The following is a 24108-nucleotide window of genomic DNA, read 5'->3' on the forward strand; positions in this document are numbered from 1 at the left end:
ATTTGTTATGTGAAAGTAGGTCATCGCCAGGCTCCAAATAAGAGAAACCCGTTACAGCAATGTGACGGGTTTTTTGTATTCTAAGCCGTCAGCCGTCAGCCGTCAGCCGTCAGCCGTCAGCCGTCAGTCGCACAGCGTCAACCTAGACACCGTAGCGGGGGTTGAGTATCTGACACCCACGGATAAAAGAACGCCACAACCCCCTCGCAGTACAGTGTATCCCATTAAAATAGCTTGGTCCTTTTAGCTGGCTATTTTTAAACTCGTGCTCCCAATAATGAAATTTAAAGTCGCAAACTATTTATCTGCCTTTGATTTTTCCTAAATTATCATCTTGTTGCAATTTCATCCTTGGTTTACTTTCTGAGCTGTGTAAAACTAGCGGGGTTAATTTAGTAAATCAGGTGACATGAATGTCGAATATAAAAGCTTGGAAACTTATCAGTTTGTTCTGTTTGGTAAGCTTGCTTATGGGCTGCGAGTCTAAAGAAGAGCAGCTGCAACAAACAATACAACAATCTATTGCTAAAGCTGAGATTGAGTTAGAAGGACTTGGCAAAGCGTTAGACAATGGTTCAATTCGCAATGCGGCTTTATTATCTGAATACGGTCGTATACTCAGTAATGAAAAACCAGAATTGAGCCAAATCGCAACAGTACTTGCACAGGATGCAACTCGCAAGGGCGCACTTTATAGTGGCTTAACGCAGCGTTTAGCTGATATTAAAAGTACTTATTTAATCCCTCCTTATGAAGAAACGTTACTTAATCTTGATCTATTACGCGATGCAGCAAAGCCGGCGTTATTTTCTGACGCGCTAACCGATCCAATTAATATGCTTGCCGATATGTCAGGTGGTTCATTGGCGCGTGTAGGTGCAATTAGTAAACAAGCTGAAGGCGAGGGCGAAGGCAATCAGTTAGTCGGAAACCCGAATTATGGTAACTGGCAAACTAACAGTAGCGGTATCAGTTTTTGGCAATGGTATGGTATGTACCGTATTTTAGGCGATGTATTTGATCGTGTTGAATATGGCAGTTGGAGCAAGCGCCGTAAGTATAGCTATTATAATGATTATGGTCGTGCTCGCTATACCAGCCCAAAGCAGATGAAAGCGCAAACGGCAGTAGAAACTCGCACTCGTCAGTCTTATCAACGCCAAGGCAAGCAGTTTACCAGCCCTTATGCGTCGAAAAAGACCGGTGCTTCAGGGTTAAGTCGTAGCAGTTATACCCCGCCGAAAACACGTAGTAGTTACTCTAAAAGCAGTAGCTATAGTAAAAGTTCGGGTTCGGTAAGAGACAGCAGCAGCAGAACATCGCGCGGTATTAGTCGCGGAAAGTAAACGGCTATTTAAAAGATTTAGTGTTGGAGTTATAAGAATATGTACGAATTTAATGGAATAACTATGTGGTCGCTGCAAGCAATCGCGATTGATTTTGCAATTATTATTGCCTTGTTTGTGAGCCTGAAATTTATTAAAGGCTGGGTGTCTAACCTACATGCTAATGATGAAATTACAGAACGTGATAACTTTGCGTTTGGAATTAGTTTTGCCGCAGGCTTAGTTGCATTAGCAATTGTGCTTACTGGTGTAAGCAGCGGTGCGTTTGCTGCATCGTTACAACAAGAAGCGCTGCAAATGGGTGGCTATGGTTTGTTAGCGATTGCGCTGATAAAACTGGGTCACTTTTTTCAAGATAAAGTAGCACTGCGCAAAGTGAGCCTGCATAATGAAATCGTTAAGGGTAATGTAACAGCGGCAGTGATTGATTTTGGTCATGTTGTTAGTGTGGCAATTGTAATACGCTCGGCATTGTTCTGGGTTGCTACAGAAGGCTGGCATGGCATCCCAATCGTCATTGCGGCATTTATTATTGGTAGTATCGCATTGTTGTTAGTGAGTCAGTATCGCGTTCAGTTGTTTAAGCGAACTAATCGTAGTGGAGATTGCTTACAACAGGCGATTGTTGATGGCAACTTAGCGGTTGGTATTCGTTATGCTGGCTTTTTAGTTGGTAGCGCGCTTGCGATAACTGCAGCCTCAGGTATCGCGCCTTATGTAGCTGATAGCATCAATGCTAGCTTAGTATATTGGGCGATCAGTGCAGTTGTTTGCATCCTTGTATTCATTGCGCTGCATTTGATTACCATCAAAATCATCTTATCAGGTTGTGATATTTCTGATGAAGTAAATCGCCAAAAGAATATTGGTGTAGCCACTATTTCTGCTGCTGTTTCATTTGCAGTAGGTATTACAATGGCAACTCTATTAGGCGCATAAACCTTGTCATACACAAACCAAAGCCCAAGTAAGCTTGCCTTGCTTGGGCATGATTTTTTATTAATAACTGTTATGGCTGTACTCGCTGGGTGCGGCCTTATTTATGAGTATCTTTTATCTCACTACGCAGGACGTGTTCTAGGATCGGTAGAGAGCGCTATTTACGCCATGATTGGCACTATGATCGTCGCTATGGGCATGGGTGCTTTCTTAGCTCGTTGGTTTAAAGATCCTTTTACCGCTTTTGCTTGGCTTGAGAGCCTTATCGCTTTAGTTGGTATGGGTTGTATATTAGCCATTGCTAGCGTAATTGCTGTTAGCTATTCCTTACCACATCTTTTTTCAGAGATTTTTAATCTTCCCGCTGATGTGGTGCTCAACGGCTATGTTTTTCAAAAACTTCAAGAATGGTCACGTTTTTTACCGTATGTATTTGGTTTATTACTCGGTTTATTAATTGGTATGGAAATCCCGTTGATAGCGCGAATTCGCCAGCATGTATATGGGCGGTTTTTAGAAAATAATGCCGGTACAATCTACGGCGCCGACTATATTGGCGCTGGGATTGGCGCAGCCATATGGGTGAGCATTATGTTGGCGATGCCAATTATGCAAGCAGCCGCATGGACCGCACTATTTAATATTATTGCTGGTTTGGCTTTCTTGTGGCGTTATCACAGCCACGTACGTTATGCCAAGTTGCTGCTTGTTTGCCATATTGGTTTGTTAGTATTGTTTGCTTTTATCCTGGTGCTTGGTAGTAGCTGGATGAAAGATTTAAGCAACGTGCTCTATAAAGATAAAGTTATTTATTCTGAAGCGACTAAATATCAGCATCTTGTGTTAACCGAGCGGTTAAGTCGCAATCAACCAGAGCCAATCACCGATCTTTACTTAAATGGTCGCTTACAGTTTTCTAGCGTTGATGAGCAAATTTATCATTCAATGCTCGTGTATCCACCACTGTTAGCTTCTAATCGTCATGATAACGTGTTGATCATTGGTGGCGGTGATGGGCTTGCTATGCGAGATGTATTAAAGTGGCCGGTAAAAGAAGTCACACTGATTGATTTGGATGGCCAGTTACTTAACTTATTTGGTCACCCTAGCAACGAATTTACGGCACCTAAGCAGATCAATGCACGTTTGCGAAAACTCAATAGCAACTCGATGCTTGACCCTAGAGCGAACGTGATAGTGGGCGATGCATTTTTAGAGGTTGAGCGACTACTCGATGAAGGGAAGCGTTTTGACACTATTATTATTGATTTACCGGATCCGAATCACCCAGACTTAAATAAGATGTACAGCGATTATTTTTATAATCACATTCGTCAGTTACTTGCCGCAGATGGTGCGATGGCAGTGCAATCTACCTCGCCTTATCATGCTAAAAAGGCCTTTTTAAGTATTGCTAAAACGGTTAAAGCTGCAGGGTTTAAACATGTCGAACAATACCAGCAAAATATCCCTTCATTTGGGCAGTGGGGCTGGACAATAGCAACAACGACAGGCAAGTCAGCCAGTGCGCGAATCGCACAAACTACAGTGCTTCCTGTTGCTTCTCGGTGGATTAGTCAAAAATATTTATTGGCTGCATTTGTATTTCCAAATCATTATTTTGAACAAATAAATGATATTGAAGTCAACCAATTAGGGTCAGGCACTTTGTATGATTATTATCGGAGTGCATGGCAGATAGAGAGCGAATTGTATAAAAATTAATAAAACATGGTTGACATAATATGTCGGCCGTGCGAATCTTAACTCAGACATAATATGTCAAATGACAAAAAGGCAGAGACATGGAATTAAATGAACTTTCAATAAAACTAGCATCCTTTGAAACTGAAGGCGCTAACTTTGAGTCTTTCTTGATTGCCAACCCTGGTGAGCAAGATGTGTTGCAAGTCATAGTTGATGGGAATGATGAGCTTCCAATTTTTGTTACGCAAACACAAGAGCAGCTGTTATGTATCAGCTACTTATTTGCGGATGAGGAAGTTAAATCGGAATTACGTGGTGAGTTGAACGAAACGCTATTACGTTTAAACGTACCAATCCCACTGAGTGCATTTGCAAAGATTGATGACAAATATGCGATCTTTGGTGCTTTGTCGGTTAATTCATCGTTTGATGATATTACCCATGAGCTAGTTACATTAGCTGACAATGCTATTGATGCATTAGAGGCCGTAACCATTTATTTAAACGATTAATAGCTAGCTATTTTACGTGGAGTTAAGATTATGAGTATTTTAAAAAAATTATTTACAGCAGTTCGTGGCGGCGCTCGCGAAGCAGGCGAAGCAATTGTTGATGCCAATGGTATTCGTATTTTTGAGCAAGAAATTGCTGACGCACAAAACGCCTTACAGCGCGCTAAGAAGAGCTTAACTGAAGTGATGGCAAAAGAGATGCAAACTAAGCGTAAAATTAGTGCATTAGATGCCTCAATTGCTGAACATGAAGCCTATGCAGGTCAAGCGCTTGAAAAAGGTAACGAAGCATTAGCGATGGAAATTGCTGAAAAAATCGGTGATTTTGAAAACGAAAAAGCAGAGCATGATCAAGTGCTAGCGGGTTTTAGCAATCACATTGTGACGCTTAAACAGCAAGTAAAAGACGCTGAAAAGTCGATTAAAGAAAACCAACGTCAACTTACTATGGTTAAAACCACAGAAAGCGTGCAACAAGCAACGATGGCTGTAAACAGCACGCTGAATACAAATAGTTCATCGATGACTAACGCACGTCAGTCACTTGAGCGTATTAAGCAACGCCAACAAGATCGTCAAGATCAACTAGGTGCAGCTAAAGTACTTGAAGCGGACACTAACGGCGATGATCTTAAAGCGAAAATGGCTGAAGCGGGAATTGGTGATACCAGCCCGAAAAGTGCAGATATCCTAGCGCGTATCAAAGCTAAGCAAAACGGCTAACGCGGTATTATTGATTATTAAAAAGGTAACCGAGCAATGTTTGGTTACCTTTTTTGCTTATGAGGCAGTCTATGTTTAACTTTTTTAAATCAAAAAAAGCCCCCGAACGTCAATTAAATCATCCTAGTGAACTTAGAGTCGGTGATATGTTTACCGTAATTGATTCGTTTGCTTACCCAAGTTGGCTAAAAGGGCAGACCCTGCGTGTTACTGATGTGCAAACGTACCAATATCAGCATAGTGCTGATTATGAGCTAGTGCTTGAAAGTGATGCAGGAAAAGTAATATTTTTGCAAATTGAGCGCAGTGATGGTGAAGAGTGGGCTAATTTTTCAATAAAGATTCAGCGCGATGAAGTAGATGAAATTTTCACCCTTGATGAATTTGCGCGTATTTTTGATGAAGAACAGCTGACCTTTATTGAAGTGAAAAATACTCCAGAGCGTTATATGCAGTTTTTAGGTAGCAGCTACCAACAAACTGAAACACCTTTCGTGTGTTACTTTCATAATAAAGATTATCGTAATCAAGCGCTTCCTCAGTATGAGCAGCAAGGTGGTGAGCCCTGTGAGATGATCTGCCTTGAATCAAGTGATGAGAGCCATGGTCTCAATATTGAGATTTGGGACGGCGGTGAAACAGAAGTGTCACTCACTCTAACTCGGCCAATCACTGATATAGTTGATCTGTTTCCAGGAGATGCGCAGTGAGCAATACAAAAGATAAATGGTTACGCCAAGAGCAAGCCGTAAGAGCGACGCAAATGGCATTTGACCTTAGCAGTGAAGTGCAAAAGTCGATAAAAAAACAAGCCATTGATCAAGAGCTCACTCCATCAGATATGATCCGCAAAATTTTAGCGCTCGAAGTAAAATCAAAGAAAACGCGTCAGCGCCTTTCATTTAATTTAAATGATGAGGAAATCGCATTACTCGCTGAGCGGTTTGGTGTAGATATAGATGATAAGCGGGCGGTAAAGCAACAAGTTGCAGAGCTATTAATTGCCCACACTAATAAGCGCTGAGCTACCCTTATTTTGCCTTCTTTAAATTAAGCCCTTACACTGTGGGCTTAATTACTTAAAAAAATGAGTTGTTGTGAATATAGTTTTAATCGCGTACTTAATTATTTTCGCCTTGTTTGGCACGGCCGCGAGTTATTTTGTGCGATTTATTTATGCTTATTGGGTGAAAAAACAAATGCCAATGCAGCATATTTTTAAGGCGGGTATTTGTATTATTGGTGTTTTAGTTATCTCTGCGCTAATTCCACTGTTGGTTTAGCGCAGATAAAATGCGCTATTTTAGATCAAACGACTGACAAGTTTGATTTATACACAAAGCTTGTACGGGTAGCACGGGCAAGCAATCAGTTAAACCGTTACTCTTATTATTTTCGGCCTCTAATACATTGATCTGCTGTGCTAGTTGCTCGGCTTTTTCTTGTTCAGTGTTGAGTGTAGAATAAACCACGTAACGACTAGGTCCGCCACATGCGCGTTGCCCCACTTCAACTACCTTGCATTGAAAGCTCGCTGTACAGCTAGTGTCTTGCACTAATTCATTTAGGGCATTATTTGACTTAACTAAGCTGGCACTACCCGCCGAAGCTGAGTCTGTGGTGCTTACGCAGCCACTAACAATCACCAAACAGGCTGTGGTAACTAAACATTTAAAATATGATAAACGACTCATATGGTTGTCCTTTAATAAACACTTGCCGCAGAGCTGTCTAGTTTAACACATTTATTTTCAACACATTGAGCCCCTGGCGCCATTAAATGCTGACAAATACTAACCATCGAATTTTCAGCGTTAAATTGGCTCTCTAACGAGGTGATTTTTTTACTTAGCTGCTCCACAGCTTGCTCATTCGCCGTTTTACTCGAATAGACAAGATAGCTACTTGGGCCGCCGCAAGCACGGCTACCAACTGCCACTACTTTACATTGCGCACTGCTATCACATTGTGAGTCTGCCGTTAACGTTTTTAATTGCTGATGGGCTTTTTGGATATTCTCTCTCGTTGGTTGTTCCTGTATTTGCGGGTCTATTTTAGTCGCTTGATTACTTTTCATTAGTACTGCCGGGGCAGGAGTAAGTTGGTCGCTATTAGAGGTTGTTGCAGCATCTGAGCAAGCAGATAGGCAAAGTGGGAGTAGTACAGCGATAACAGATAAGCGCATGGGAAACCTTCACAGTGATGAACAAGTAACCACTATCATACACTTTGCACATAACACAGCAATAAAAACTACGACATTCAAAGGTTAAACCCGCCACCTTGACGGGTTTAAGAAGACTTATAATCCACCTTGGGTTAACTTTGCAGGGTTGAGTAAGGCTTCTAATTCGCTTCGTGAAAGTTCGGTTTCCTGCTCTGCTACATCAATAATTGGTTGCCCACTTTGATAAGCCAGTTTGGCAATTTTGGCTGCTTTTTCATAGCCAATGACCGGATTGAGGGCTGTTACTAAAATCGGATTTTTAGCGAGAGCTTTGTCGATATTAGTTTGATTGACTTTAAAGGAGCGCAGCGCTTTATCTGCTAATGCTTGGCTACTATTTGCCAGCAACTCAATGCTCTGCAAAATGTTATAGGCTATTACCGGTAACATTACGTTGAGTTCGAAGTTACCCGATTGGCCCGCTATCGTAATAGTGGCGTCATTACCGATAACTTGGGCACTTACCATTGCCGCTGCTTCTGGGATCACAGGATTTACTTTGCCAGGCATGATTGAAGAGCCCGGTTGCAGGGCTTCAAGCTCAATTTCACCTAATCCGGCAAGTGGGCCTGAATTCATCCAGCGTAGATCGTTTGCTATCTTCATTTGTGCCACAGCCAGTACTTTTAACTGCCCTGAAAGTGACACAATCGCGTCTTGCGAGCCAATATTGTAGAAAAAGTTTTTACTAGGTACAAAGCGTACACCGACATTAGCACTAAGATTTTTGCAAAATTGCTCAGCAAATAATGGATCGGCATTGACGCCAGTGCCTACCGCTGTGCCACCTTGTGCCAACGCTGAAACCCCTTCAAGGCTATAGCGAATACCTGCCATGGCCGTATCAACTTGGTGTTGCCAGGTGTTGAGGGTCTGCGCAAAAGTGACAGGCATAGCATCCATTAAGTGAGTTCGGCCTGTTTTTACTATTTCACCAATTTCTGATTTTTTGCGCTCTAATGTTTGAGATAGCTGATCCAACGCTGGAAATAATTCATACACCACGTTAATTACACTACTTACTGCAATGGCTGTGGGGATCACGTCGTTAGAGCTTTGCCCCATATTTACGTCATCATTTGGGTGAATAGTCTCATCGCCATAGCTACTCGCTAGCGTTGCGATCACTTCATTGGCATTCATATTTGTGCTAGTACCAGAGCCGGTTTGAAATATATCGATAGGGAAATGTTGTAGGTGCTGACCATCAATGATTTCTTGGCAGGCTCGTTCAATTAATTGCGCCTTGTTTTGACTTAAGTGACTAAGTTCGTAGTTACTCTGCGCAGCGGCTTGTTTGATATAGGCAAGAGCGGTAATAAACTGCTTTGGCATCACTAAGCCGCTAATTTTAAAGTTATTAACTGCACGCTGTGTTTGTGCTTGATAAAGTGCATCAGCAGGAACCTTAAGTTCCCCCATGCTGTCTGATTCTGTTCTAAATTCGCTCATAAAAGCTCCTAAAAAGGGTTGAATTCGTGGCTGAGAATACGTGCTTCTCGCTCCAAGATAAGATATTTTCTGGTACTGTTATGGGTTTTATAAAAGCGCTTTAAGGCCATCAGAGGTTTATAAAGTTGCTCTAAACATTGCTTGCGAATTGCACAATGAATTAAAGAATCGCACATTTTGTTGAGAATTTCATGGAAAGTACGTCTTAAATAGAGCTCTTGAAGCAGCATGCACTGCTGTTTTTCGTAATAGCGAGCCGCATTTAATCCAGCTTCAATGTAGTCAGCCACTAAAGCTGGGGCGTGTAGACCTGGACGCTGGCAAACGCACTTCATTTGCTGTTGATAGAAAAGCATAGCTTGATGGTCGTGCATAAGAAAACCGATTAACTGTAACGATAATCGTTATCATTACAGTTAATCGGTTTTGGTGCAAGTCACAAATTGAAAATTTTGACGAGAGGGTAAGTGTTTAATTGTAACCAAGGATAAATATTTGATCAGTTTCATGTTTTCTCAATACTTGTGTGTGTTGATTTGATTGCGAAAGTAAGTCTATGATCGTGCCACGTTCATCGCAGCTGGTTTTATCTGCGTCGGATTTCTCACTTGCAGCTAAAGCAGCATCAAGTGCGGTATAGGGTGAGATATACATAGTTTTCTCCATTTGGTTGATTCACACTAATAAAAGCATAACTCGTACCAATGCTGACAGAAAATATTAACTTCATGAATTATATGGTTTTATCGTATTAAAAATAAATTAAGACAAGACATCGTTTTATATTTTTGCTTTACTGTTGTGCATTAATTACCAAACATGGTGCACAAATTTGCATGGAAAAACCTTTCTCTCAGGCCTGTGAAAATAATAAATCTCCTATTCTTAGCGAGCTAATAGGCTACTTTGCCGATATTGATAACGTGCTAGAAATTGGCTCGGGCACGGGCCAGCATAGTGTGTACTTTGCTGAACATTTGCCGCATTTACAATGGCACACGAGCGATCGGCTGATCAATCACTACGGCATAAAACAATGGCTTGCACAGGCACAGTTAGCGAATTTACATGAGCCGATAGAGCTTGATTTAAATAATCCTTGGCCGGTCAAAGAGGTCAGCGCTATTTACACTGCCAATACTTTACATATTGTAAGTAACGCGCTCGTTGAGCGTTTTTTCAATGGTGTTGAGCAACATTTAGCAGCGCAAGGCGTGTTATGTATTTATGGGCCGTTTAAATATCAGGAGCATTTTACCAGTGAGAGTAATCAGCGCTTCGATGAATTTTTAAAACAGCAAGATAGCCAAAGTGGTATTCGTGATTTTGAGTGGATACAACACTTAGCAGCGTCAGCTGGCTTAGCGTTAGTAAATGACATTGCTATGCCCGCGAACAACCAATTACTGATCTTTAAAAAGCATTTTTAAAAAGCATTTTTAAAAGGTAATAACTCAGTGCATTGGCGATGGTAAATACGTAAATGTTGCTGTTCGCGCTGTAAATAATCGGCAATCGCAGGGCTAAAATCTGCATCGAGCACGTGGTGCACTGAGTGAGTAAATACAGGGGCAAATCCGCGGGCTATTTTGTGCTCGCCTTGTGCGCCGGAGTGAAAGCAGCTTAATTGCTGTTTAATACAATACTCAATTCCTTGGTAATAGCACAGTTCAAAGTGCAGGCAGTCTACTTCCTCTAGTGCCCCCCAATAGCGTCCATATAAAGTGTCATTACTTTTAAAGCTTAATGTTGCAGCGATCACTTCAGTGTCACGTATAGCGTGCATTATCACTAGTTTATCTGCCATTAGCGCATGCAGCAGCACAAAAAAATCATGGCTTAAATACCCCATATGACCAGAGCGTTTTAAGTAAGTACGCTGATAAAACTCACAAAACTGGCTCATAACAGCAAGCGTAATTTGCTCCCCTTGCAGCCACTCAATAGCGATATTTTGCTGAGCTATTTTACTGCGTTCTTTTTTCAACACTTTGCGTTTACGTGCAGTGAGCTGCGCTAAAAAGCCATCAAAATCAGCGTAGCCAGCGTTTTTCCATTGAAATTGCACGCCAATGCGATGCATGCCTTGGTGTGCCGTCAGTTGTGAAACTTGAGGTAGCGTACAAAAATTAATATGCCAACCCGACCAGCCTTGTTGCTGGCAGTGAGTCGTTAAGAGAGTTGTTATGTACTGATATACTCGCTCTGGCTGTGCATAATCAACGACAATGCGTGGCCCTTCAATAGGGCTAAAAGGAGAACCACAAAGCCATTTGGGATAATATTCTAAGCCATGTTGCTGGTAAGCTTCAGCCCATGCCCAATCAAATACATATTCACCGTATGAGTGACTTTTTAAATATCCAGGCGCAAGTGCAATGAGGGTATCGTTTTCATATATTGCTAAATGATAAGGTTGCCAGCCGGTCGCAGCGGATACACATTGGCTCTGCTCTAAGGCAAATAGAAACGCATGATCTGTAAATGGGTTCGCTGCAAAAAACGCTTGCCAAACGCTCGCATCTATTTCATTAACACTGGCTAACCAGCGATGACTAAATGTGCTCATTCTTGGTTACCTTGCAAGCCTTCAACCTGCTGTATAAATTGCTTAATATAGTCTGCTTGCTGATCAAAATAGGGGTTATAAGTGAGCCGTTGAAAGGTTGGAAATGCTGCCACATTTGCTGCGGTACGCTCACCAATATTTGGCTTTTTGGTGGTTTTGCAGTTTGCATATAAGGCATCATTATCAAGATAACTGCCGCAATTACGGTAGTAACCTTGGGCGCCATAATGTGGGTTGTTAGGTGAATTAATCACTGCAATATGAGATATACCATGAATATTTTTACAACTTGAAATTTGGCACTGCGGATTGATAACTGTGTAATCTGCGGGGAAGTCACTGTTAATGGTATTTTTGTCGCCGTAATAAATCAACGTATCTAAGCGATTAGCTGGGCGCGCTGTCACATCGTGTAAAGTACTTAATAATTGTAGTGAAGCACGTGTATCAATGGTGGTATCTATATCGCTCATGACTGAAAAAATAGCTAAATTGGGTAGTGGGCGTTGCATGAGTTTATGCAGTGTAATATTGCTCATTGCATCATCAGCCGCCGCAGCGGCATTAAAAGGAAAGGACTCATATTTAGCAAAATCGATGTCAGCATCTTTATCTAGCCAATTTACAAACGGAATGCGATTAATCCATTTGGCAAGCCAGCCATTTTTATTGTGTGGCTCGGTGGCCGGCGAAAACAACATCAGTGCGGTTACTTTTGGGCTGACAGGGTTGAGCGTCAAAGAGTTAATTAACAGTGTTGCCCCCGTTGAGTAGCCACCTAAAATAACCTGATCAAAATCCTTGCTAGTACGCGCAATTGCATAGTCTACCGCTTGTTGCCATTGCTCAGTTGTGACGTTACTTAGTGCATCAGCAGCAGTGCTATGCCCTGGTAATAATAAAGTGCGTACATTGTAACCTTGTGCAAAATAAACGTTCGCCAAATCATGAAAGGTAAACGGTGAGTCTGTCAGGCCATGAATCAATAACACTGCTTTGTGAGTATTGTTTTGGCGTAACTCAAAAGGCGCGATAAGGTCGACAATGTTCGGCGCACTTGGGCGCTGTTGTTGTTTAACTAACAGCTGATGGGTTGCAGTTTGAATCGGGCAAGGCATTAGAGCTCGTGGATTGGCGTCTAAAATATGCTGATATGCATAGCTTAAGTAGTCACTGTATGTTTGGCTGGTTTGATAGGCAAAACTGGTTGTCGGTTTATTCTTTTCGAAGCGCAATAGTCCTTGCTGTTTACTTTGCATAATATATTTTAAATCAGTTAACTGCGTTACACAGTCGGTTTGACTGATGGCAAAACTAGACGTTATTAGTAAAACAAAGGCAAGTAATATTCCGTTAAGGCTCATAAACATCTACATAATTGATTAGGCACGCGGTTAGCTTATCGAGTTCGAGTGGTTTTGCAAGATGTTGATTAAAGCCAATGGCTAAAGCATGGGCTTTATCCTCGGGCATCACATCAGCCGTGAGCGCAATAATTGGCAGTTGATCTGCTGTTTTAAAAGCCCTGATCAAAGATGTGGCTTGATAACCATCCATAACAGGCATTTGGCAATCCATTAATACTAAATCAAAGTCATGCATTTTGATTTGCGCTACTGCAAGTTCACCATTTTCGACCACGGTTGGGGTGATGCCTAAAGAGCCAAGCATCGCTTTTATGACCAGTTGATTTACGCTATTGTCTTCTGCGACCAGTACTTTTAGTTTACTCAAGTCAACCTGTTGTGGCGCTTCTTGAGGCGCGACTTGTTGAGCTGCGCAGCTATTAAGTTCGACGCAGAGGGTAAAGGTTGAGCCTTTGCCAACTTCACTTTGGATGTAAATATCTCCTGACATGAGTAAGCTCAACTCTTTTGCTATTGTTAAACCAAGCCCAGTGCCGCCAAACTTACGCGATGTTGAATTATCAGCTTGCGTAAATGCATCAAACAATTTGCTTTGCTCTGTTGCTGCAATACCGATGCCCGTATCGGTAATTGCAAGGGTGACTTGCAGGCGTTGAGCAGATATTTTTTTACAAGCGGCACGAAGTGTTACTTCACCTTCAGAGGTAAACTTGATGGCGTTACTGCATAAGTTTAATAAAATCTGCTCAATGCGCATAACATCACCTTCAAACCAAATATCGGTTGGTAGTTGGTTATCAACTTTCCAACAGATACCTTTTTGCTGTGCACTTTGTTCAAACATGCTATTGATCCGATCAAGTAAAGCATTTAAATCAAAAGAAGCGATTTCTAAAGTGAGTTTTTGTGATTCAATTTTAGATATGTCGAGTATGTCATTTATCAAACTTAATAATGATTTTGAGGACAAATTAATCTTGTGAAGATAACCACTTAGAGTTTCTACGCTATCTTCATTTTTAGCTAGCGTTGAAAAGCCAATTACGGCATTAAGTGGAGTACGAATTTCATGACTCATATTTGCTAAAAACCGGCTTTTTGCTTGGTTAGCTAAATCGGATTGCTTTTTAGCTTTGGCTAACGAGCTGGTACGCTCTGCGACCAAACGCGAAAGGGCCATATGTTGATAATTGAACAACAACAGTACTAGTAAAATTAGCGAGCAGACAGTGACCTGCAAGATAAGTAAAAAGAGGGTCATATGACTGTTTTGATGAGGTAGAAACTCATCTCTAATAGTTAAATCGACAAACCAAGTTTGTCCAGCAAAATTAATTTCGATGGTGGCAAGTTTATTGTTCAGAGTTGGCGAATTTTGCACGTTCTTGTAAAAAGGAGGGCTCGTTGGGGATTCATAAATAGCTATATTAAACATTTTGTTCTGCGCAGAAGTGAGTGACTGCGCAATCATATTTTTTACTAAGAATACCCCCGTAGCGTAGCCTTTGATGGAGGCTTCTTCGTTATTTTGTTGAAATACTGGAGCAAATAACAGATAAGCTGGCTCAGGTTCCTTTGTTTGTACGAGTTGAATGATTTTCGTGCTAACAGGGCGGTTTTTTATGCGTGGGTCGAGTAAAGTTTCACGACGGTCTTCACGAGAAAATAAATTAAAGCCAACGGCTGACTCATTGCCCGCAAGAGGGGCTACATAGGTAACGACTACTAGTGGGTCATCCTCTGTTAATGGTTGGCCTTGAATGCTAGGAGTAAAATTAAAGGACTTATAAAGTTCCTTTAGGTGAGCATTAAAAGCATCAGCTTGATCGGGTGTAATTTTGCGATTCCAAGAAAAGGCTTTAATAAAAGAGTGTTCAGCTAGCAATTCTGTACTGTAACTGTTGAACTCTTGCTCATTTACAGTTGGGGTTGATTGGATTTGACTGGCGAGGCTTTGTACTGCGATTTGGCTGAGATTTAAATGGCGAAGTAAACTGTTTTCAATGATAGAAGTTTCGCGTTTTGCGATTTGTATCGCATTTGAATAACTCTCTTGATTGTATAGCTTGGTGGTTAACGCCACTGAGGCAAACAACACCGAGCACACAGCAATTGTAGGTAATGGAGCAACATAGTGCTGCTGAAACTTTGGTTGCAATAATGCCAATAAAAATGGGCTGGCAATGAGCACACCCAAGGCATCGCCGAGCCACCAATAGGTTACATTTCTCCAATGGTTATCAATGCTATATGCAGAATTAAACTCACTCAAAGCATAAACGCCTATATTGGCCGATATAAGGCTGACAGCAATGCCCACGATAAAAATAAAATAAATTATTGATTGGCGTTTTTTTAAATACAGCGGGTGGCCTAACCAATATTTAAGCAGAGCAGCGCCTAGCATGCCTTGTATCACTGCCCCTAAGCCGATTAGCAGTACTTGCTCTAAGGTGTTACCAATTAAAACCTGCTCAGTGATTGCGTTATCACCGGTACTTAAATTAAATGCGACCGAAGCAATAAATAATGCCGGTATAAAGCGCCACCACCAAATAAAGCAGCCCACTAAAGCAATACCAGCAGGTATCCAAATAGGGATCACTTGAGATTGAAAAGCAAAATTAGTGAGTAACTTACCCGTTGCGAAATAGGCAACAGCAAAAAGTATGTAAAAAACAAACGAGTTCAATGTTGAGCGAAAGATTTTCACATGCTTCCTTGTTAAAAGTTATTTTTATAGGAGATTTTTCAGTATAGCGAATCAGTACTGAAATAGTGCTATTTTTTAAAGTGGCAGCTGTTTTTTGCTAAAAGTTTGCTTTAAAACCACCATAGACTCAATATTAGCAATACAATTAATACTACCAAGCTTATGTTTTACAAAGCTTTCATAACTTTCTAAATCAGCAGCAATAATTTTTAATAAGTAATCATAGCTACCAGAAATTACCGAACATTCGAGTACATGGTTAAGCTTTTCAACTTGCTCTTCAAAGGTATTCGCTGCACTTACTGAGTTTTGGCTTAAACGCACGAATGCATAAACCAACACATGCAAACCAAGTGCTCGTGGGTTTAAAGCCGCATGATAGCCACTGATCACTTTACTTGCTTCAAGTTTTTTAATGCGCCTCAAGCAGGGGGTATCAGAAAGGCTCACCGAACTGGCAAGTTCTGAAACCGAAGTGCGGGCATTATTTTGTAATAAGGTTAACAGCTGTTGATCTTTTTTATCTAAACTCATAAATGCTAGCAATAAATTTCACTTAATTGTGATTATAGAGTGAATTTCACTAATAATGTGCTTTTTTATTGGTGGTTTTGCTGATTTGCGCTCTTTGTTATCTGTTAACATAAATGCAATAAATATTTGATACGGAGTTATGCCGATGAGCAATAATACTCAGGCATTTGACGAGTGGCTCAGAACCCGCTTTGTTGAGATCAACAGTCAATTAGAGACCATCTATTGGCAACAAGAAGATAAAGCCAATGTGGAGTTTGTAGGTGAGCAATTTAAGCATCAATTAGAGGCGGAAGGTAATGCCCATATACGTAAGTTACTCGCTGAAGGCAATACCGATGAAGGGTTTGACCGTGCCTTTGATTTGCTTGGCAATGTGGGTTTGTTTATGGCTGCATGTCGGCGTCATGAGATCACCGAGCCATCAAGAGAAACAACCTCGCCGCTGGTCGAAGCGTCAGCATTGGCAATGCATATTGGTGCATCAATTGGAGTAACGCCACGGTTTGCGACAGCGCACTTAACGACCCATAATAAAGCGGTAAATGGTTTATATAAGCGTTTTACTGATCTGAGCGATGAAAAGTTATTTATCGACTACAACACGAAAGGTATTTTAGCTTATAAACGCGCCGCTGATGCCTTATTAAAAATTCAGCCGCTAGGGATTTCGCACCCGTTGTGCGGTGAGTTGTTGAAAGTTGCTAAGCAGGCGCTCGTTGATGTGATTGAATCAAATACGGCGCTATATAACCAGCTCGACACCGAGCGATTCTTTTTTTGTGTACGCCCTTATTATAAGCCATACCGAGTAGGTAAAGAGATTTACCGCGGCGCTAATGCCGGCGATTTTGCCGGGATTAACGTGATTGATATGTTACTAGGGTTGTGCTTTGCCAACGAGCCGAGTTATTCACAAATGCTGGTGGACAAGTTTTTATATATGATGCCCGAAGATCAGCAAATACTGCGTGAATCAATGCGCATGCCGAGTTTAATGGATGATTTTTTAGCCGCAGGAGAGGCACGTCACAGCGCATGGTTTAAAACCAATGCGAAATTGTTTATTCAAGTGTGTAAGCTTCATGGTGATACGGCAATTGGCCATCATAACCAATTAGTTAGCAAGTTTATTGCCCAGCCTGCGCAACAAATGCAACAGCAGCATATGAATAAAGTAACAGCCAGCGGCCCGCCATTACATGTATTATTAGATTCACTAGAGCAATTAAGAGATCGCCGAGCGGCTGCTAAGCGTGATGACATCAAAACGCGTTACCACGATTTAACACAGCTCAAACAGTGGGTGGGTAATTAACATGTATAAAGACGATTTTAATTTGACCGATGGGTGTTATTTACTTAATCACTCTGTTGGTCGAGCGTTAAAAAGTAGCCAAGACGATTTTAACCAACACTTTTTTGCCCCTTGGCAATCCAGTAATAAAGAGCCGTGGCAGCAGTGGTTAGCGGTTATAAGCCGTTTTACCGCTGCGTTGAGCTCGCTGTTTAATTCACCAAGCGAGCAGTTTTGCCCGCAAGTTAACCTATCTAGTGCATTAACTAAGCTTGTTATGTCACACCCTCGACTACAACAAGCTGGCTGTAAAGTGTTAATGGCGCAAAGTGACTTTCCTAGCATGGGCTTTGCAATGCAAAAAGCCTTAGCCAGCGGTGCTAAAATTGAATTTATTCCTGAGCATGTTGATTTAACAGACAATACTCAGTGGCAGCAGTACATAACCCCAGATATCGATTTAGTGTTTATAAGTCATGCCTATTCAAATACCGGTCAGCAAGCCCCTGTGGCTGAAATTAGCAAGTACTGTAAGCAAGCGGGCTGTTTAAGTCTTGTTGATGTGGCGCAATCAGCGGGTGTATTGCCGTTAGACTTAAGCCAAGTTGGTGTTGATTTTATGATTGGCTCAAGTGTTAAATGGCTATGCTCTGGCCCCGGTGCGGCCTACTTATGGGTGAGTAAAGCGCAGTTAAGTATGTGTGAGCCACAAGATGTCGGTTGGTTTTCTCACCAAAATCCATTTGAGTTTGATATTCATCATTTTGCTTATCATGAGAGCGCGCTGCGTTTTTGGGGAGGGACACCTTCCATCGCGCCATTTGTTATAGCTGGGCACAGTATTCACTATTTTGCTCACTTAGGTATCGAGAAGGTGCGCGCTCATAACTTAGCACTACTAGCGCAATTAACCACGGCGCTGGCTCCTTATGTGGTATCGCCAGTTGAGCCCGCTAGATGCAGTGGCACGGCAATTATTAATTTTGCTGAGCAGCAAGCGGCGGTTGTAGCTGCTTTAACAGCCGCTGATATTAGCGTTGATGTACGGGCATATGGGGTACGCGTATCACCGCATATTTATAATGACAGTGGTGATATTGAGCAACTCATAAAAGTGGTTAAACAGGTTTTAAATAAATAATTATTGGCTGAGCTGCGTTTTCATGCTGTTCAACGCCTCGATCTGTTGTTGATACTGTTCGATCTGCGGTTTGATGCGTCGCTCAGCTTGTGCGGTACGTTGTGCTATCGCATCAGCAATTGAGCTTGCGCCCATTCTATTTGCAGTATCTTGGGTCATATAATTTATATTGGTTTTTTGCTCTGCCAGAGTATCTTGTAGTTGCTTAATTTCGCGCTGGATCTGCACAATCTTTCGGTCAATTTTTTGAATGGCAATAAAGCTGTCAACTTCGCCATCAATAATCTTGCTCTGCTCTGATACACTTTGCGCGACATTGGTGGTTGGAATGGTTATTTCTTTGGCGTCAGCGCCACATGGCAGTTGGCTGAATATGGCGACGCCATCAACGGTGCAGCGGTATACCTCAGTAGCCGATGCTGGTGCGATGAGCTGCGTAATAACCCACGCGAATGGTAAACTAACGTGTCGCAAATGCACTTATAATCCTTAAATTCGCAATCAAAATCCCCAGTGCTGCTTAGTTTAGCAAGTTTGTTAATTAAGTCGCCAGTTTTTAGCGACTCAGCTTATAGGTATTTCGTTATAGTGGTATTTTCTGCAATGAAAAATAACCAAGCAGTTGGCGCATAGTATTGGCCTGATCAGCCATTTGTTTTGCGGCAGCCATGGTTTCTTCTGTCATGGCGGAGTTTTCTTGGATCAAGGTGGTAAGTCGTTGTACCACAATATCCACTTCTTTTATCGCTTGTTGCTGAGTAATAGAAGAGCCATTGATCGACACTATCATATGATTAACATCAGCTACGGCACTAACAATTTGTTTTAGTTTTTCACCGGATGAATTAGCGAGTGTCGTGCCTTGGCTAATTTTTTGATTACTATTACTAATGATCGCTTTAATCTGCTTTGCTGAGGTGGCACTGCGCCCAGCTAACTCTCGGACTTCATTGGCAACTACAGCAAAACCGCGACCATGCTCACCCGCTCTGGCAGCTTCAACCGCGGCGTTAAGGGCCAATAAGTTAGTTTGGAATGCGATTTCATCAATCACAGAGACTATTTCATTAATATCTTTACTCGAGCTGTTCACTTCGAAAATAGCACTGACTGTTTGTGACGACAGCTCGCCACCTTCTGTGGCGGCTACTTGAGCGTTTTCTGCAAGCGCAACGGCTTCCTTAGCTTGTTTGGTAATTGCAGCTATTTCATCCAGCATATTACTGCTACTGGCACTTGCTTCTTCTAAGTTCGCAGCTTGTTCTTCTGTACGCTGGCTTATTTCAGTGTTGCTTGCAGCTATTTCTGCGGCACTTTGTGAAACTTTACTCGCAGATTCTTGAATGCTGCTGATAACCGTGGTTAGTTTCTCGATGGTTTGATTAACATCCGCCTTTAAGATTGCGAATACGCCTTGATAATCTTGTTGTAGTTGTTGATCTAAATTACCTTGCGCGAGCTCACTTAAAACAGCTGTTACATCTGCAATTGCACTGGCGGTGATAGTTAAAGTTCCATTCACGTCATTTTGTAGTTGGGCGAGCTGGCCTTGCATAGATGTTTCTAATTGCTGGCTAAAGTCACCGTTGCGCATTGCCGCCATCACCTTTGCAAGTTCTGCAATAACAATGCTTAAGTTATTAATTGAGCTATTTATATCTGCTTTAAGAGCATTGAGTTGACCATGCATCTTACTGTCTATTGTTTGCTCAAAATTCCCTTTACTGATCGCCAACATCACACTCGAAATTTCAGTCACTGCATTGTCTAAGCCCATAATTGAGTTATTAATATTGTTTTTTAATGTTGCTAATTGACCATTTGCATTGCAGTTTACCTGTTGTTTAAAGTTACCGGCACTGACCGCGGCCATCACGTTATTAATATCTTTAATGATCAGTGCGAGGTTATCTACGCTGGTATTGATATCATTTTTAAGAGTGCCTAGTTGTCCTTGTAATGGTTGCTCGATACGCTTTGCAAAATCTCCTTCGTGCAGTGCACTCATCACCTGGCTAATATCACTTACGGCACTCGCTAAGCTGTGCACTGAATTATTTACGCTGTTTTTTAATTGTGCCAAAGAGCCTTGTGCAGCAGCGTTCACTTGCTGCTGAAAGTCGCCATGTTCAATATGTTTCATCACCGTAACAATCTCAGTAATCGTGGTGTTTAACGACTGCAGTGAGTTATTGATATTATGTTTTAAAGTGCCCAATTGGCCTTGCATTGGCGTAGTTATTTGACAGTTAAAATTCCCTTGGCTCATTTCATCTATAACATGATTCAATTCGTTCATTGCTTGCTCTAATGAGTCAGCGCAATTATTAGTGGCTTTTTTTAAGGAATCTAATTCGCCTTTACAGGTAACAGTAATCCGGTGATTAAATTCACCAGCAGCCATTTTATTCATTACTGTATTGGTTTGTGAAATAGATCTTTGTAGCGCATCCAGTAAGCAGTTGAAGGCATTTGCGGACGAACCTATCTCGTCGCTTGAAAGCACCGGGGTGCGAACTGAAAAATCCCCCCGTTGTTCTACGTGACGCATGGTGTCTACCAATAACTGCACAGGGTGAGTTAATGAGCGAGCAAACCACAACGCAATTAATGTTATGGCAATGATTGAGACAATTAAGGTGACGACTAAAATAGTGGTTAATTGACTCACCGCAGCAAACGCCTCTTGTTGATCGATTTCTGCTAATAGCGACCATTGCGTGCCAAGCACATTGATAGGCTGATAAGACGATAGCACCAAAGAGCCACTGTAATCAGTGATCACTTGTTGGCCTTTTTTACCTCGCTGAGCAAGTTCAACAGCATGGGTTTTGACTTGGCCTGTCGCGGGGTTGCGAAATGAGTTCACCACAGAGTGTTTGTCAGGATCAAGAAAAGAATCCGAGCGCATTAAAAAATCTGGCCCGACTAAATAAGTTTCACCACTGACACCAAGGCCAGCTCGTTCAGTCATAATAACATTGAGTGCATCGATAGATAGTTGAAATATTAGTGTATTAGTATGTACGCCACGGTTGTATATTGGCGTGGCGATAAAGCTTGCCGGCGCATTATAGGAGGGCAGATATTGCTGGTAATCGACAAAGATTATTTCATCTTCATTGAGTAGTTTAGCTTGCTCAAATGCGCGAGCCAGATTGCTATTGTTAAAAGGGCCATCAAGCAATGACGTTGCAAAATCAAGCTCTTTATAAACGGAATACACGACTTCGGCACTGCGATTGTCCACAATAAACACATCATAAAAATCAAATTTTTCAGCAAAATTGAGTAAAAAGCCATGATATTTACTGTGTAGTAAATTGTAGCTGTTATCCGCCGCTGCTTGTGTTAATTGCGCTTTTTCACCAATAGGATAGGGGTTGTCTGCTAAATATTGTGATTGCCAATAGCGCGCTGTGGGAGAGAGTGATGTCAGTAGCTGTGCTTTAAGTGGAGTGTCTTTATTTTCAAGGCGGTATTTAGCGCTAAAGTCGTTATTATAATAATCCGCTAAACGCTGCTGGGCGCTATTGTCGAGTGTGTTGACCATCGGCTCTTTAAACGCGAGACTCAGTTCCTCTGCTGCTGTGTGTAGTAAAGGGCTTTGCGCCAAAAATAATAATTGCGCTTTAATATCTGCAAAGTGTCGTTCAATTGCGTCCTTTTTAATTTCGCTGACCGCTTCTAATTGCGCGTATGTTTGCTTATTTAATGAGGCTGCAGACTGGTATAAAGCGAGACTGATACTGATTGCCAAGGGAATTAACGCAACCAATAAAAAAGCAATAATAAGCTTTTTAGTCAAGCCAATACTACGTACAAAATGCCCAAATGAGTGGGTAGGGTTAGCCATAACAACATCCTTATAGAAGCAAAGCTGTAAACCTAATATAGGTAATTAAGATTTAGTGTAGAACAGCTGGCCCCAAAAGCGAGTCGCTAAAGAAAATAGATTTTTGAGCCGCTGTAACGCAACCGCGATACTCTGTTAAACTAAGCACATTCAAATTAAAGTGTGTTTGCTATGAAAAACGCGATTATTCCTGTGGTATTGGCTGGTGGTATAGGTTCACGGTTATGGCCATTGTCACGCCAAGCTATGCCAAAGCAGTTTTTACCTTTACTGGGGGATGAATCGTTATTGCAGAGCACCTTAAAGCGCTGTGCAGATGAGTGTTTTACTGACGCTATTTTGGTTTGTAACGAGCAACATCGTTTTATTGCCAGTAGCCAATGTCAGCAAATAAATGTACAACCAAAGGCATTACTATTAGAGCCTGAAGGGAAAAACACCGCACCAGCCATTGCTCTTGTCGCACAGTATGTATTACAACAAGGGCTTGATACGCCGTTATTAGTGATGCCAGCCGATCATCATATTTATAATTTTGAATTGTTAATTGCACAACTGCCTGATGCACTAAAATTGGCGCAGCAGGGCAAATTAATTACCTTTGCAATCGAGCCTGATACTGCCCACTGTGGTTACGGTTATATCAAAAGAGGGGCTAAAATAGCAGCCTCAAACTGTTATGAAGTTGATGAATTTAAAGAAAAGCCCAGCTTACTGTTGGCACAGCAATATCTCGCCAGTGGCGCATATAGCTGGAACAGCGGTATGTTTTTATTTACCCCGAGGGCATACCTTGCTGAGTTAGCACGATTTGCCCCCAAAATTGCGAACTGCATTGCACAAGCCGCCAATTTTAGCGGCGATTTAGGTTTTACACGTGCCGACAACAATGCCTTAAAAAATTGCCCCAGTGATTCTATCGACTACGCTATTTTAGAGCGCAGCGCGAACATAGCGGTACTGCCGTTAGCGCTTGATTGGAATGATGTGGGTGGTTTTAATGCGTTATGGCAAAGTACTGATAAAGATGCGCAGGGGAATAATCTCAGCAAAGATACCGTGTTGTTAAACAGTGAAAATAACTTACTCAAGAGCGAAAGTGGCCATACTATTGCTACTTTAGGGATTAAAGACTTAGCGGTTATTCACACTCATGATGCTACATTAGTCGCTGATAAAAACCAGCTAGATCAACTGCCTGAATTATTAAAACTAGTGGCTGCTCAGCAAGGCGATAAGTTATTGCATCATCAAGCTATGTATCGGCCTTGGGGTAGCTATCGGGTGTTAGTCGAAGCTGCAGGCTTTAAAGTTAAAAAGATTATCGTTAATAGCAAGGGCAAGCTCTCGACGCAGCGTCATCAACATCGTGCCGAGCATTGGGTAGTAGTATCAGGCGTGGCAGATATTTGTATTGCTGGTAATACACAGACTTTAACAGCCGATCAGTCGTGTTATATAGCACCAAACCAAATCCATAGTTTGGCCAACAATCAAACTGAGCCGCTGATCGTGATTGAAGTACAAACTGGCCGTATTTTAGATGAAGCCGATATAGAGCGCTTTGATGATCTGTATGGGCGATAGCGGCAAGTTTCCCTCATTCCCTGCTCTTTGTGCAAAAAACTTAGTGGATTATTCACAAAGAGGTTAAGAGGCGCTGCGCTTAAGAGTAATACAGATCCTAGACCAAGGCCGTTGTAGAAACTCAAAAACAAAAGGCAT

The 24108-nt window shown here is 41.8% G+C and carries 23 protein-coding genes; 12 read left to right on the top strand and 11 right to left on the bottom strand.

Translation table 11 applies throughout. The annotated features are described in order from the left end of the window. Positions 1-413: 413 nt before the first annotated feature. From V7783_RS19560 to V7783_RS19595, 8 genes are all read left to right on the top strand, one after another. Entirely contained in the window at positions 414-1346 is a 933-nt protein-coding gene (locus V7783_RS19560) for a CHAD domain-containing protein (protein WP_335680163.1), read from the top strand. A gap of 39 nt (positions 1347-1385) precedes the next feature. Further along, complete coding sequence (locus tag V7783_RS19565; RefSeq protein WP_335680164.1) at positions 1386-2285, top strand: DUF350 domain-containing protein; 900 nt, start codon at positions 1386-1388, stop codon at positions 2283-2285. A gap of 3 nt (positions 2286-2288) precedes the next feature. Next, complete coding sequence (locus V7783_RS19570) at positions 2289-4010, top strand: polyamine aminopropyltransferase (RefSeq protein ID WP_335680165.1); 1722 nt, start codon at positions 2289-2291, stop codon at positions 4008-4010. 80 nt (positions 4011-4090) lie between these two features. Beyond that, positions 4091-4504, top strand: coding sequence for a YjfI family protein (locus tag V7783_RS19575; RefSeq protein ID WP_016710541.1), 414 nt, complete (start codon positions 4091-4093; stop codon positions 4502-4504). Between the two features lie 30 nt (positions 4505-4534). Next, entirely contained in the window at positions 4535-5227 is a 693-nt protein-coding gene (locus V7783_RS19580) for a PspA/IM30 family protein (RefSeq protein WP_335680166.1), read from the top strand. 71 nt (positions 5228-5298) lie between these two features. Continuing rightward, positions 5299-5937: a hypothetical protein gene (locus V7783_RS19585; protein WP_335680167.1), complete on the top strand. Its 639-nt coding sequence runs from the start codon at positions 5299-5301 to the stop codon at positions 5935-5937. Then, the gene (locus V7783_RS19590) at positions 5934-6251 is read left to right on the top strand and encodes a hypothetical protein (protein ID WP_335680168.1); all 318 of its coding nucleotides are present in this window, start codon (positions 5934-5936) and stop codon (positions 6249-6251) included. The genes V7783_RS19585 and V7783_RS19590 overlap by 4 nt, the downstream gene beginning before the upstream one ends. 73 nt (positions 6252-6324) lie before the next feature. Beyond that, a complete protein-coding gene (locus V7783_RS19595; protein ID WP_335680169.1) occupies positions 6325-6510 on the top strand; it encodes a hypothetical protein in 186 nt (61 codons plus the stop codon). A 15-nt stretch (positions 6511-6525) separates the two neighbouring features. Here the strand turns inward: V7783_RS19595 and V7783_RS19600 are convergent, their stop codons facing one another. From V7783_RS19600 to V7783_RS19620, 5 genes are all read right to left on the bottom strand, one after another. Next, the gene (locus tag V7783_RS19600; RefSeq protein WP_335680170.1) at positions 6526-6921 is read right to left on the bottom strand and encodes a hypothetical protein; all 396 of its coding nucleotides are present in this window, start codon (positions 6919-6921) and stop codon (positions 6526-6528) included. A gap of 11 nt (positions 6922-6932) precedes the next feature. Beyond that, the gene (locus tag V7783_RS19605; protein ID WP_335680171.1) at positions 6933-7412 is read right to left on the bottom strand and encodes a hypothetical protein; all 480 of its coding nucleotides are present in this window, start codon (positions 7410-7412) and stop codon (positions 6933-6935) included. A gap of 117 nt (positions 7413-7529) precedes the next feature. Beyond that, positions 7530-8906 (bottom strand): class II fumarate hydratase, encoded by a 1377-nt coding sequence (locus V7783_RS19610; protein WP_335680172.1) that lies wholly within the window; start codon positions 8904-8906, stop codon positions 7530-7532. Between the two features lie 8 nt (positions 8907-8914). Further along, positions 8915-9280, bottom strand: coding sequence for a hypothetical protein (locus V7783_RS19615; protein ID WP_335680173.1), 366 nt, complete (start codon positions 9278-9280; stop codon positions 8915-8917). Positions 9281-9377: 97 nt separating this feature from the next. After that, on the bottom strand, positions 9378-9560 hold the full coding sequence (locus tag V7783_RS19620; protein WP_304183314.1) for a hypothetical protein: 183 nt from the start codon (positions 9558-9560) through the stop codon (positions 9378-9380). Positions 9561-9742: 182 nt separating this feature from the next. Here V7783_RS19620 and V7783_RS19625 point away from each other — a divergent pair, with 182 nt between their 5' ends. Continuing rightward, positions 9743-10336 (top strand): DUF938 domain-containing protein, encoded by a 594-nt coding sequence (locus V7783_RS19625; protein WP_335680174.1) that lies wholly within the window; start codon positions 9743-9745, stop codon positions 10334-10336. On the opposite strand, the gene V7783_RS19630 is transcribed toward V7783_RS19625, so the two are convergent. The 4 genes from V7783_RS19630 to V7783_RS19645 all read right to left on the bottom strand — a co-directional run bounded on the left by V7783_RS19630 (position 10333) and on the right by V7783_RS19645 (position 16089). Then, the gene (locus V7783_RS19630; RefSeq protein ID WP_335680175.1) at positions 10333-11475 is read right to left on the bottom strand and encodes a GNAT family N-acetyltransferase; all 1143 of its coding nucleotides are present in this window, start codon (positions 11473-11475) and stop codon (positions 10333-10335) included. The genes V7783_RS19625 and V7783_RS19630 overlap by 4 nt on opposite strands. Further along, a complete protein-coding gene (locus tag V7783_RS19635) occupies positions 11472-12839 on the bottom strand; it encodes an alpha/beta hydrolase (protein WP_335680176.1) in 1368 nt (455 codons plus the stop codon). The genes V7783_RS19630 and V7783_RS19635 overlap by 4 nt, the downstream gene beginning before the upstream one ends. Then, positions 12829-15555 carry a CHASE domain-containing protein gene (locus V7783_RS19640; RefSeq protein WP_335680177.1) on the bottom strand — a complete coding sequence of 909 codons (2727 nt, stop codon included), beginning with the start codon at positions 15553-15555 and terminating at the stop codon, positions 12829-12831. Before V7783_RS19640 ends, V7783_RS19635 begins: the two co-directional genes overlap by 11 nt. 75 nt (positions 15556-15630) lie before the next feature. Next, positions 15631-16089, bottom strand: a complete 459-nt coding sequence (locus tag V7783_RS19645) for an Lrp/AsnC family transcriptional regulator (protein ID WP_335680178.1) — start codon at positions 16087-16089, stop codon at positions 15631-15633. A gap of 145 nt (positions 16090-16234) precedes the next feature. Between V7783_RS19645 and V7783_RS19650 the strand changes: the two genes are divergently transcribed. Beyond that, positions 16235-17407 (top strand): PrnB family protein, encoded by a 1173-nt coding sequence (locus tag V7783_RS19650; RefSeq protein ID WP_335680179.1) that lies wholly within the window; start codon positions 16235-16237, stop codon positions 17405-17407. A gap of 1 nt (position 17408) precedes the next feature. Next, the gene (locus V7783_RS19655) at positions 17409-18527 is read left to right on the top strand and encodes an aminotransferase class V-fold PLP-dependent enzyme (protein ID WP_335680180.1); all 1119 of its coding nucleotides are present in this window, start codon (positions 17409-17411) and stop codon (positions 18525-18527) included. Here V7783_RS19655 and V7783_RS19660 read toward each other — a convergent pair whose 3' ends face one another. Together V7783_RS19660 and V7783_RS19665 are read right to left on the bottom strand one after the other, a co-directional pair. Further along, positions 18528-19007 (bottom strand): DUF4124 domain-containing protein, encoded by a 480-nt coding sequence (locus tag V7783_RS19660; RefSeq protein ID WP_335680181.1) that lies wholly within the window; start codon positions 19005-19007, stop codon positions 18528-18530. Positions 19008-19110: 103 nt separating this feature from the next. Further along, entirely contained in the window at positions 19111-22383 is a 3273-nt protein-coding gene (locus tag V7783_RS19665) for a methyl-accepting chemotaxis protein (protein WP_335680182.1), read from the bottom strand. A 171-nt stretch (positions 22384-22554) separates the two neighbouring features. Here V7783_RS19665 and V7783_RS19670 point away from each other — a divergent pair, with 171 nt between their 5' ends. After that, a complete protein-coding gene (locus tag V7783_RS19670) occupies positions 22555-23970 on the top strand; it encodes a mannose-1-phosphate guanylyltransferase/mannose-6-phosphate isomerase (RefSeq protein WP_335680183.1) in 1416 nt (471 codons plus the stop codon). The last annotated feature ends 138 nt before the right edge of the window (positions 23971-24108 follow it).

Origin of the sequence: Pseudoalteromonas sp. (assembly GCF_036960685.1) — a bacterium.
Classification (GTDB): Bacteria; Pseudomonadota; Gammaproteobacteria; order Enterobacterales; family Alteromonadaceae; genus Pseudoalteromonas.

Excerpts from the sequence above, each read along its gene's own strand:
- V7783_RS19650 (WP_335680179.1), top strand. The coding sequence starts at position 16,235 with ATGAGCAATAATACTCAGGCATTTGACGAGTGGCTCAGAACCCGCTTT.
- V7783_RS19645 (WP_335680178.1), bottom strand. The coding sequence starts at position 16,089 with ATGAGTTTAGATAAAAAAGATCAACAGCTGTTAACCTTATTACAAAAT.
- V7783_RS19670 (WP_335680183.1), top strand. The coding sequence starts at position 22,555 with ATGAAAAACGCGATTATTCCTGTGGTATTGGCTGGTGGTATAGGTTCA.
- V7783_RS19610 (WP_335680172.1), bottom strand. The coding sequence starts at position 8,906 with ATGAGCGAATTTAGAACAGAATCAGACAGCATGGGGGAACTTAAGGTT.
- V7783_RS19605 (WP_335680171.1), bottom strand. The coding sequence starts at position 7,412 with ATGCGCTTATCTGTTATCGCTGTACTACTCCCACTTTGCCTATCTGCT.
- V7783_RS19635 (WP_335680176.1), bottom strand. The coding sequence starts at position 12,839 with ATGAGCCTTAACGGAATATTACTTGCCTTTGTTTTACTAATAACGTCT.
- V7783_RS19600 (WP_335680170.1), bottom strand. The coding sequence starts at position 6,921 with ATGAGTCGTTTATCATATTTTAAATGTTTAGTTACCACAGCCTGTTTG.
- V7783_RS19565 (WP_335680164.1), top strand. The coding sequence starts at position 1,386 with ATGTACGAATTTAATGGAATAACTATGTGGTCGCTGCAAGCAATCGCG.
- V7783_RS19625 (WP_335680174.1), top strand. The coding sequence starts at position 9,743 with ATGGAAAAACCTTTCTCTCAGGCCTGTGAAAATAATAAATCTCCTATT.
- V7783_RS19575 (WP_016710541.1), top strand. The coding sequence starts at position 4,091 with ATGGAATTAAATGAACTTTCAATAAAACTAGCATCCTTTGAAACTGAA.
- V7783_RS19655 (WP_335680180.1), top strand. The coding sequence starts at position 17,409 with ATGTATAAAGACGATTTTAATTTGACCGATGGGTGTTATTTACTTAAT.
- V7783_RS19585 (WP_335680167.1), top strand. The coding sequence starts at position 5,299 with ATGTTTAACTTTTTTAAATCAAAAAAAGCCCCCGAACGTCAATTAAAT.
- V7783_RS19620 (WP_304183314.1), bottom strand. The coding sequence starts at position 9,560 with ATGTATATCTCACCCTATACCGCACTTGATGCTGCTTTAGCTGCAAGT.
- V7783_RS19630 (WP_335680175.1), bottom strand. The coding sequence starts at position 11,475 with ATGAGCACATTTAGTCATCGCTGGTTAGCCAGTGTTAATGAAATAGAT.
- V7783_RS19665 (WP_335680182.1), bottom strand. The coding sequence starts at position 22,383 with ATGGCTAACCCTACCCACTCATTTGGGCATTTTGTACGTAGTATTGGC.
- V7783_RS19560 (WP_335680163.1), top strand. The coding sequence starts at position 414 with ATGTCGAATATAAAAGCTTGGAAACTTATCAGTTTGTTCTGTTTGGTA.
- V7783_RS19580 (WP_335680166.1), top strand. The coding sequence starts at position 4,535 with ATGAGTATTTTAAAAAAATTATTTACAGCAGTTCGTGGCGGCGCTCGC.
- V7783_RS19615 (WP_335680173.1), bottom strand. The coding sequence starts at position 9,280 with ATGCACGACCATCAAGCTATGCTTTTCTATCAACAGCAAATGAAGTGC.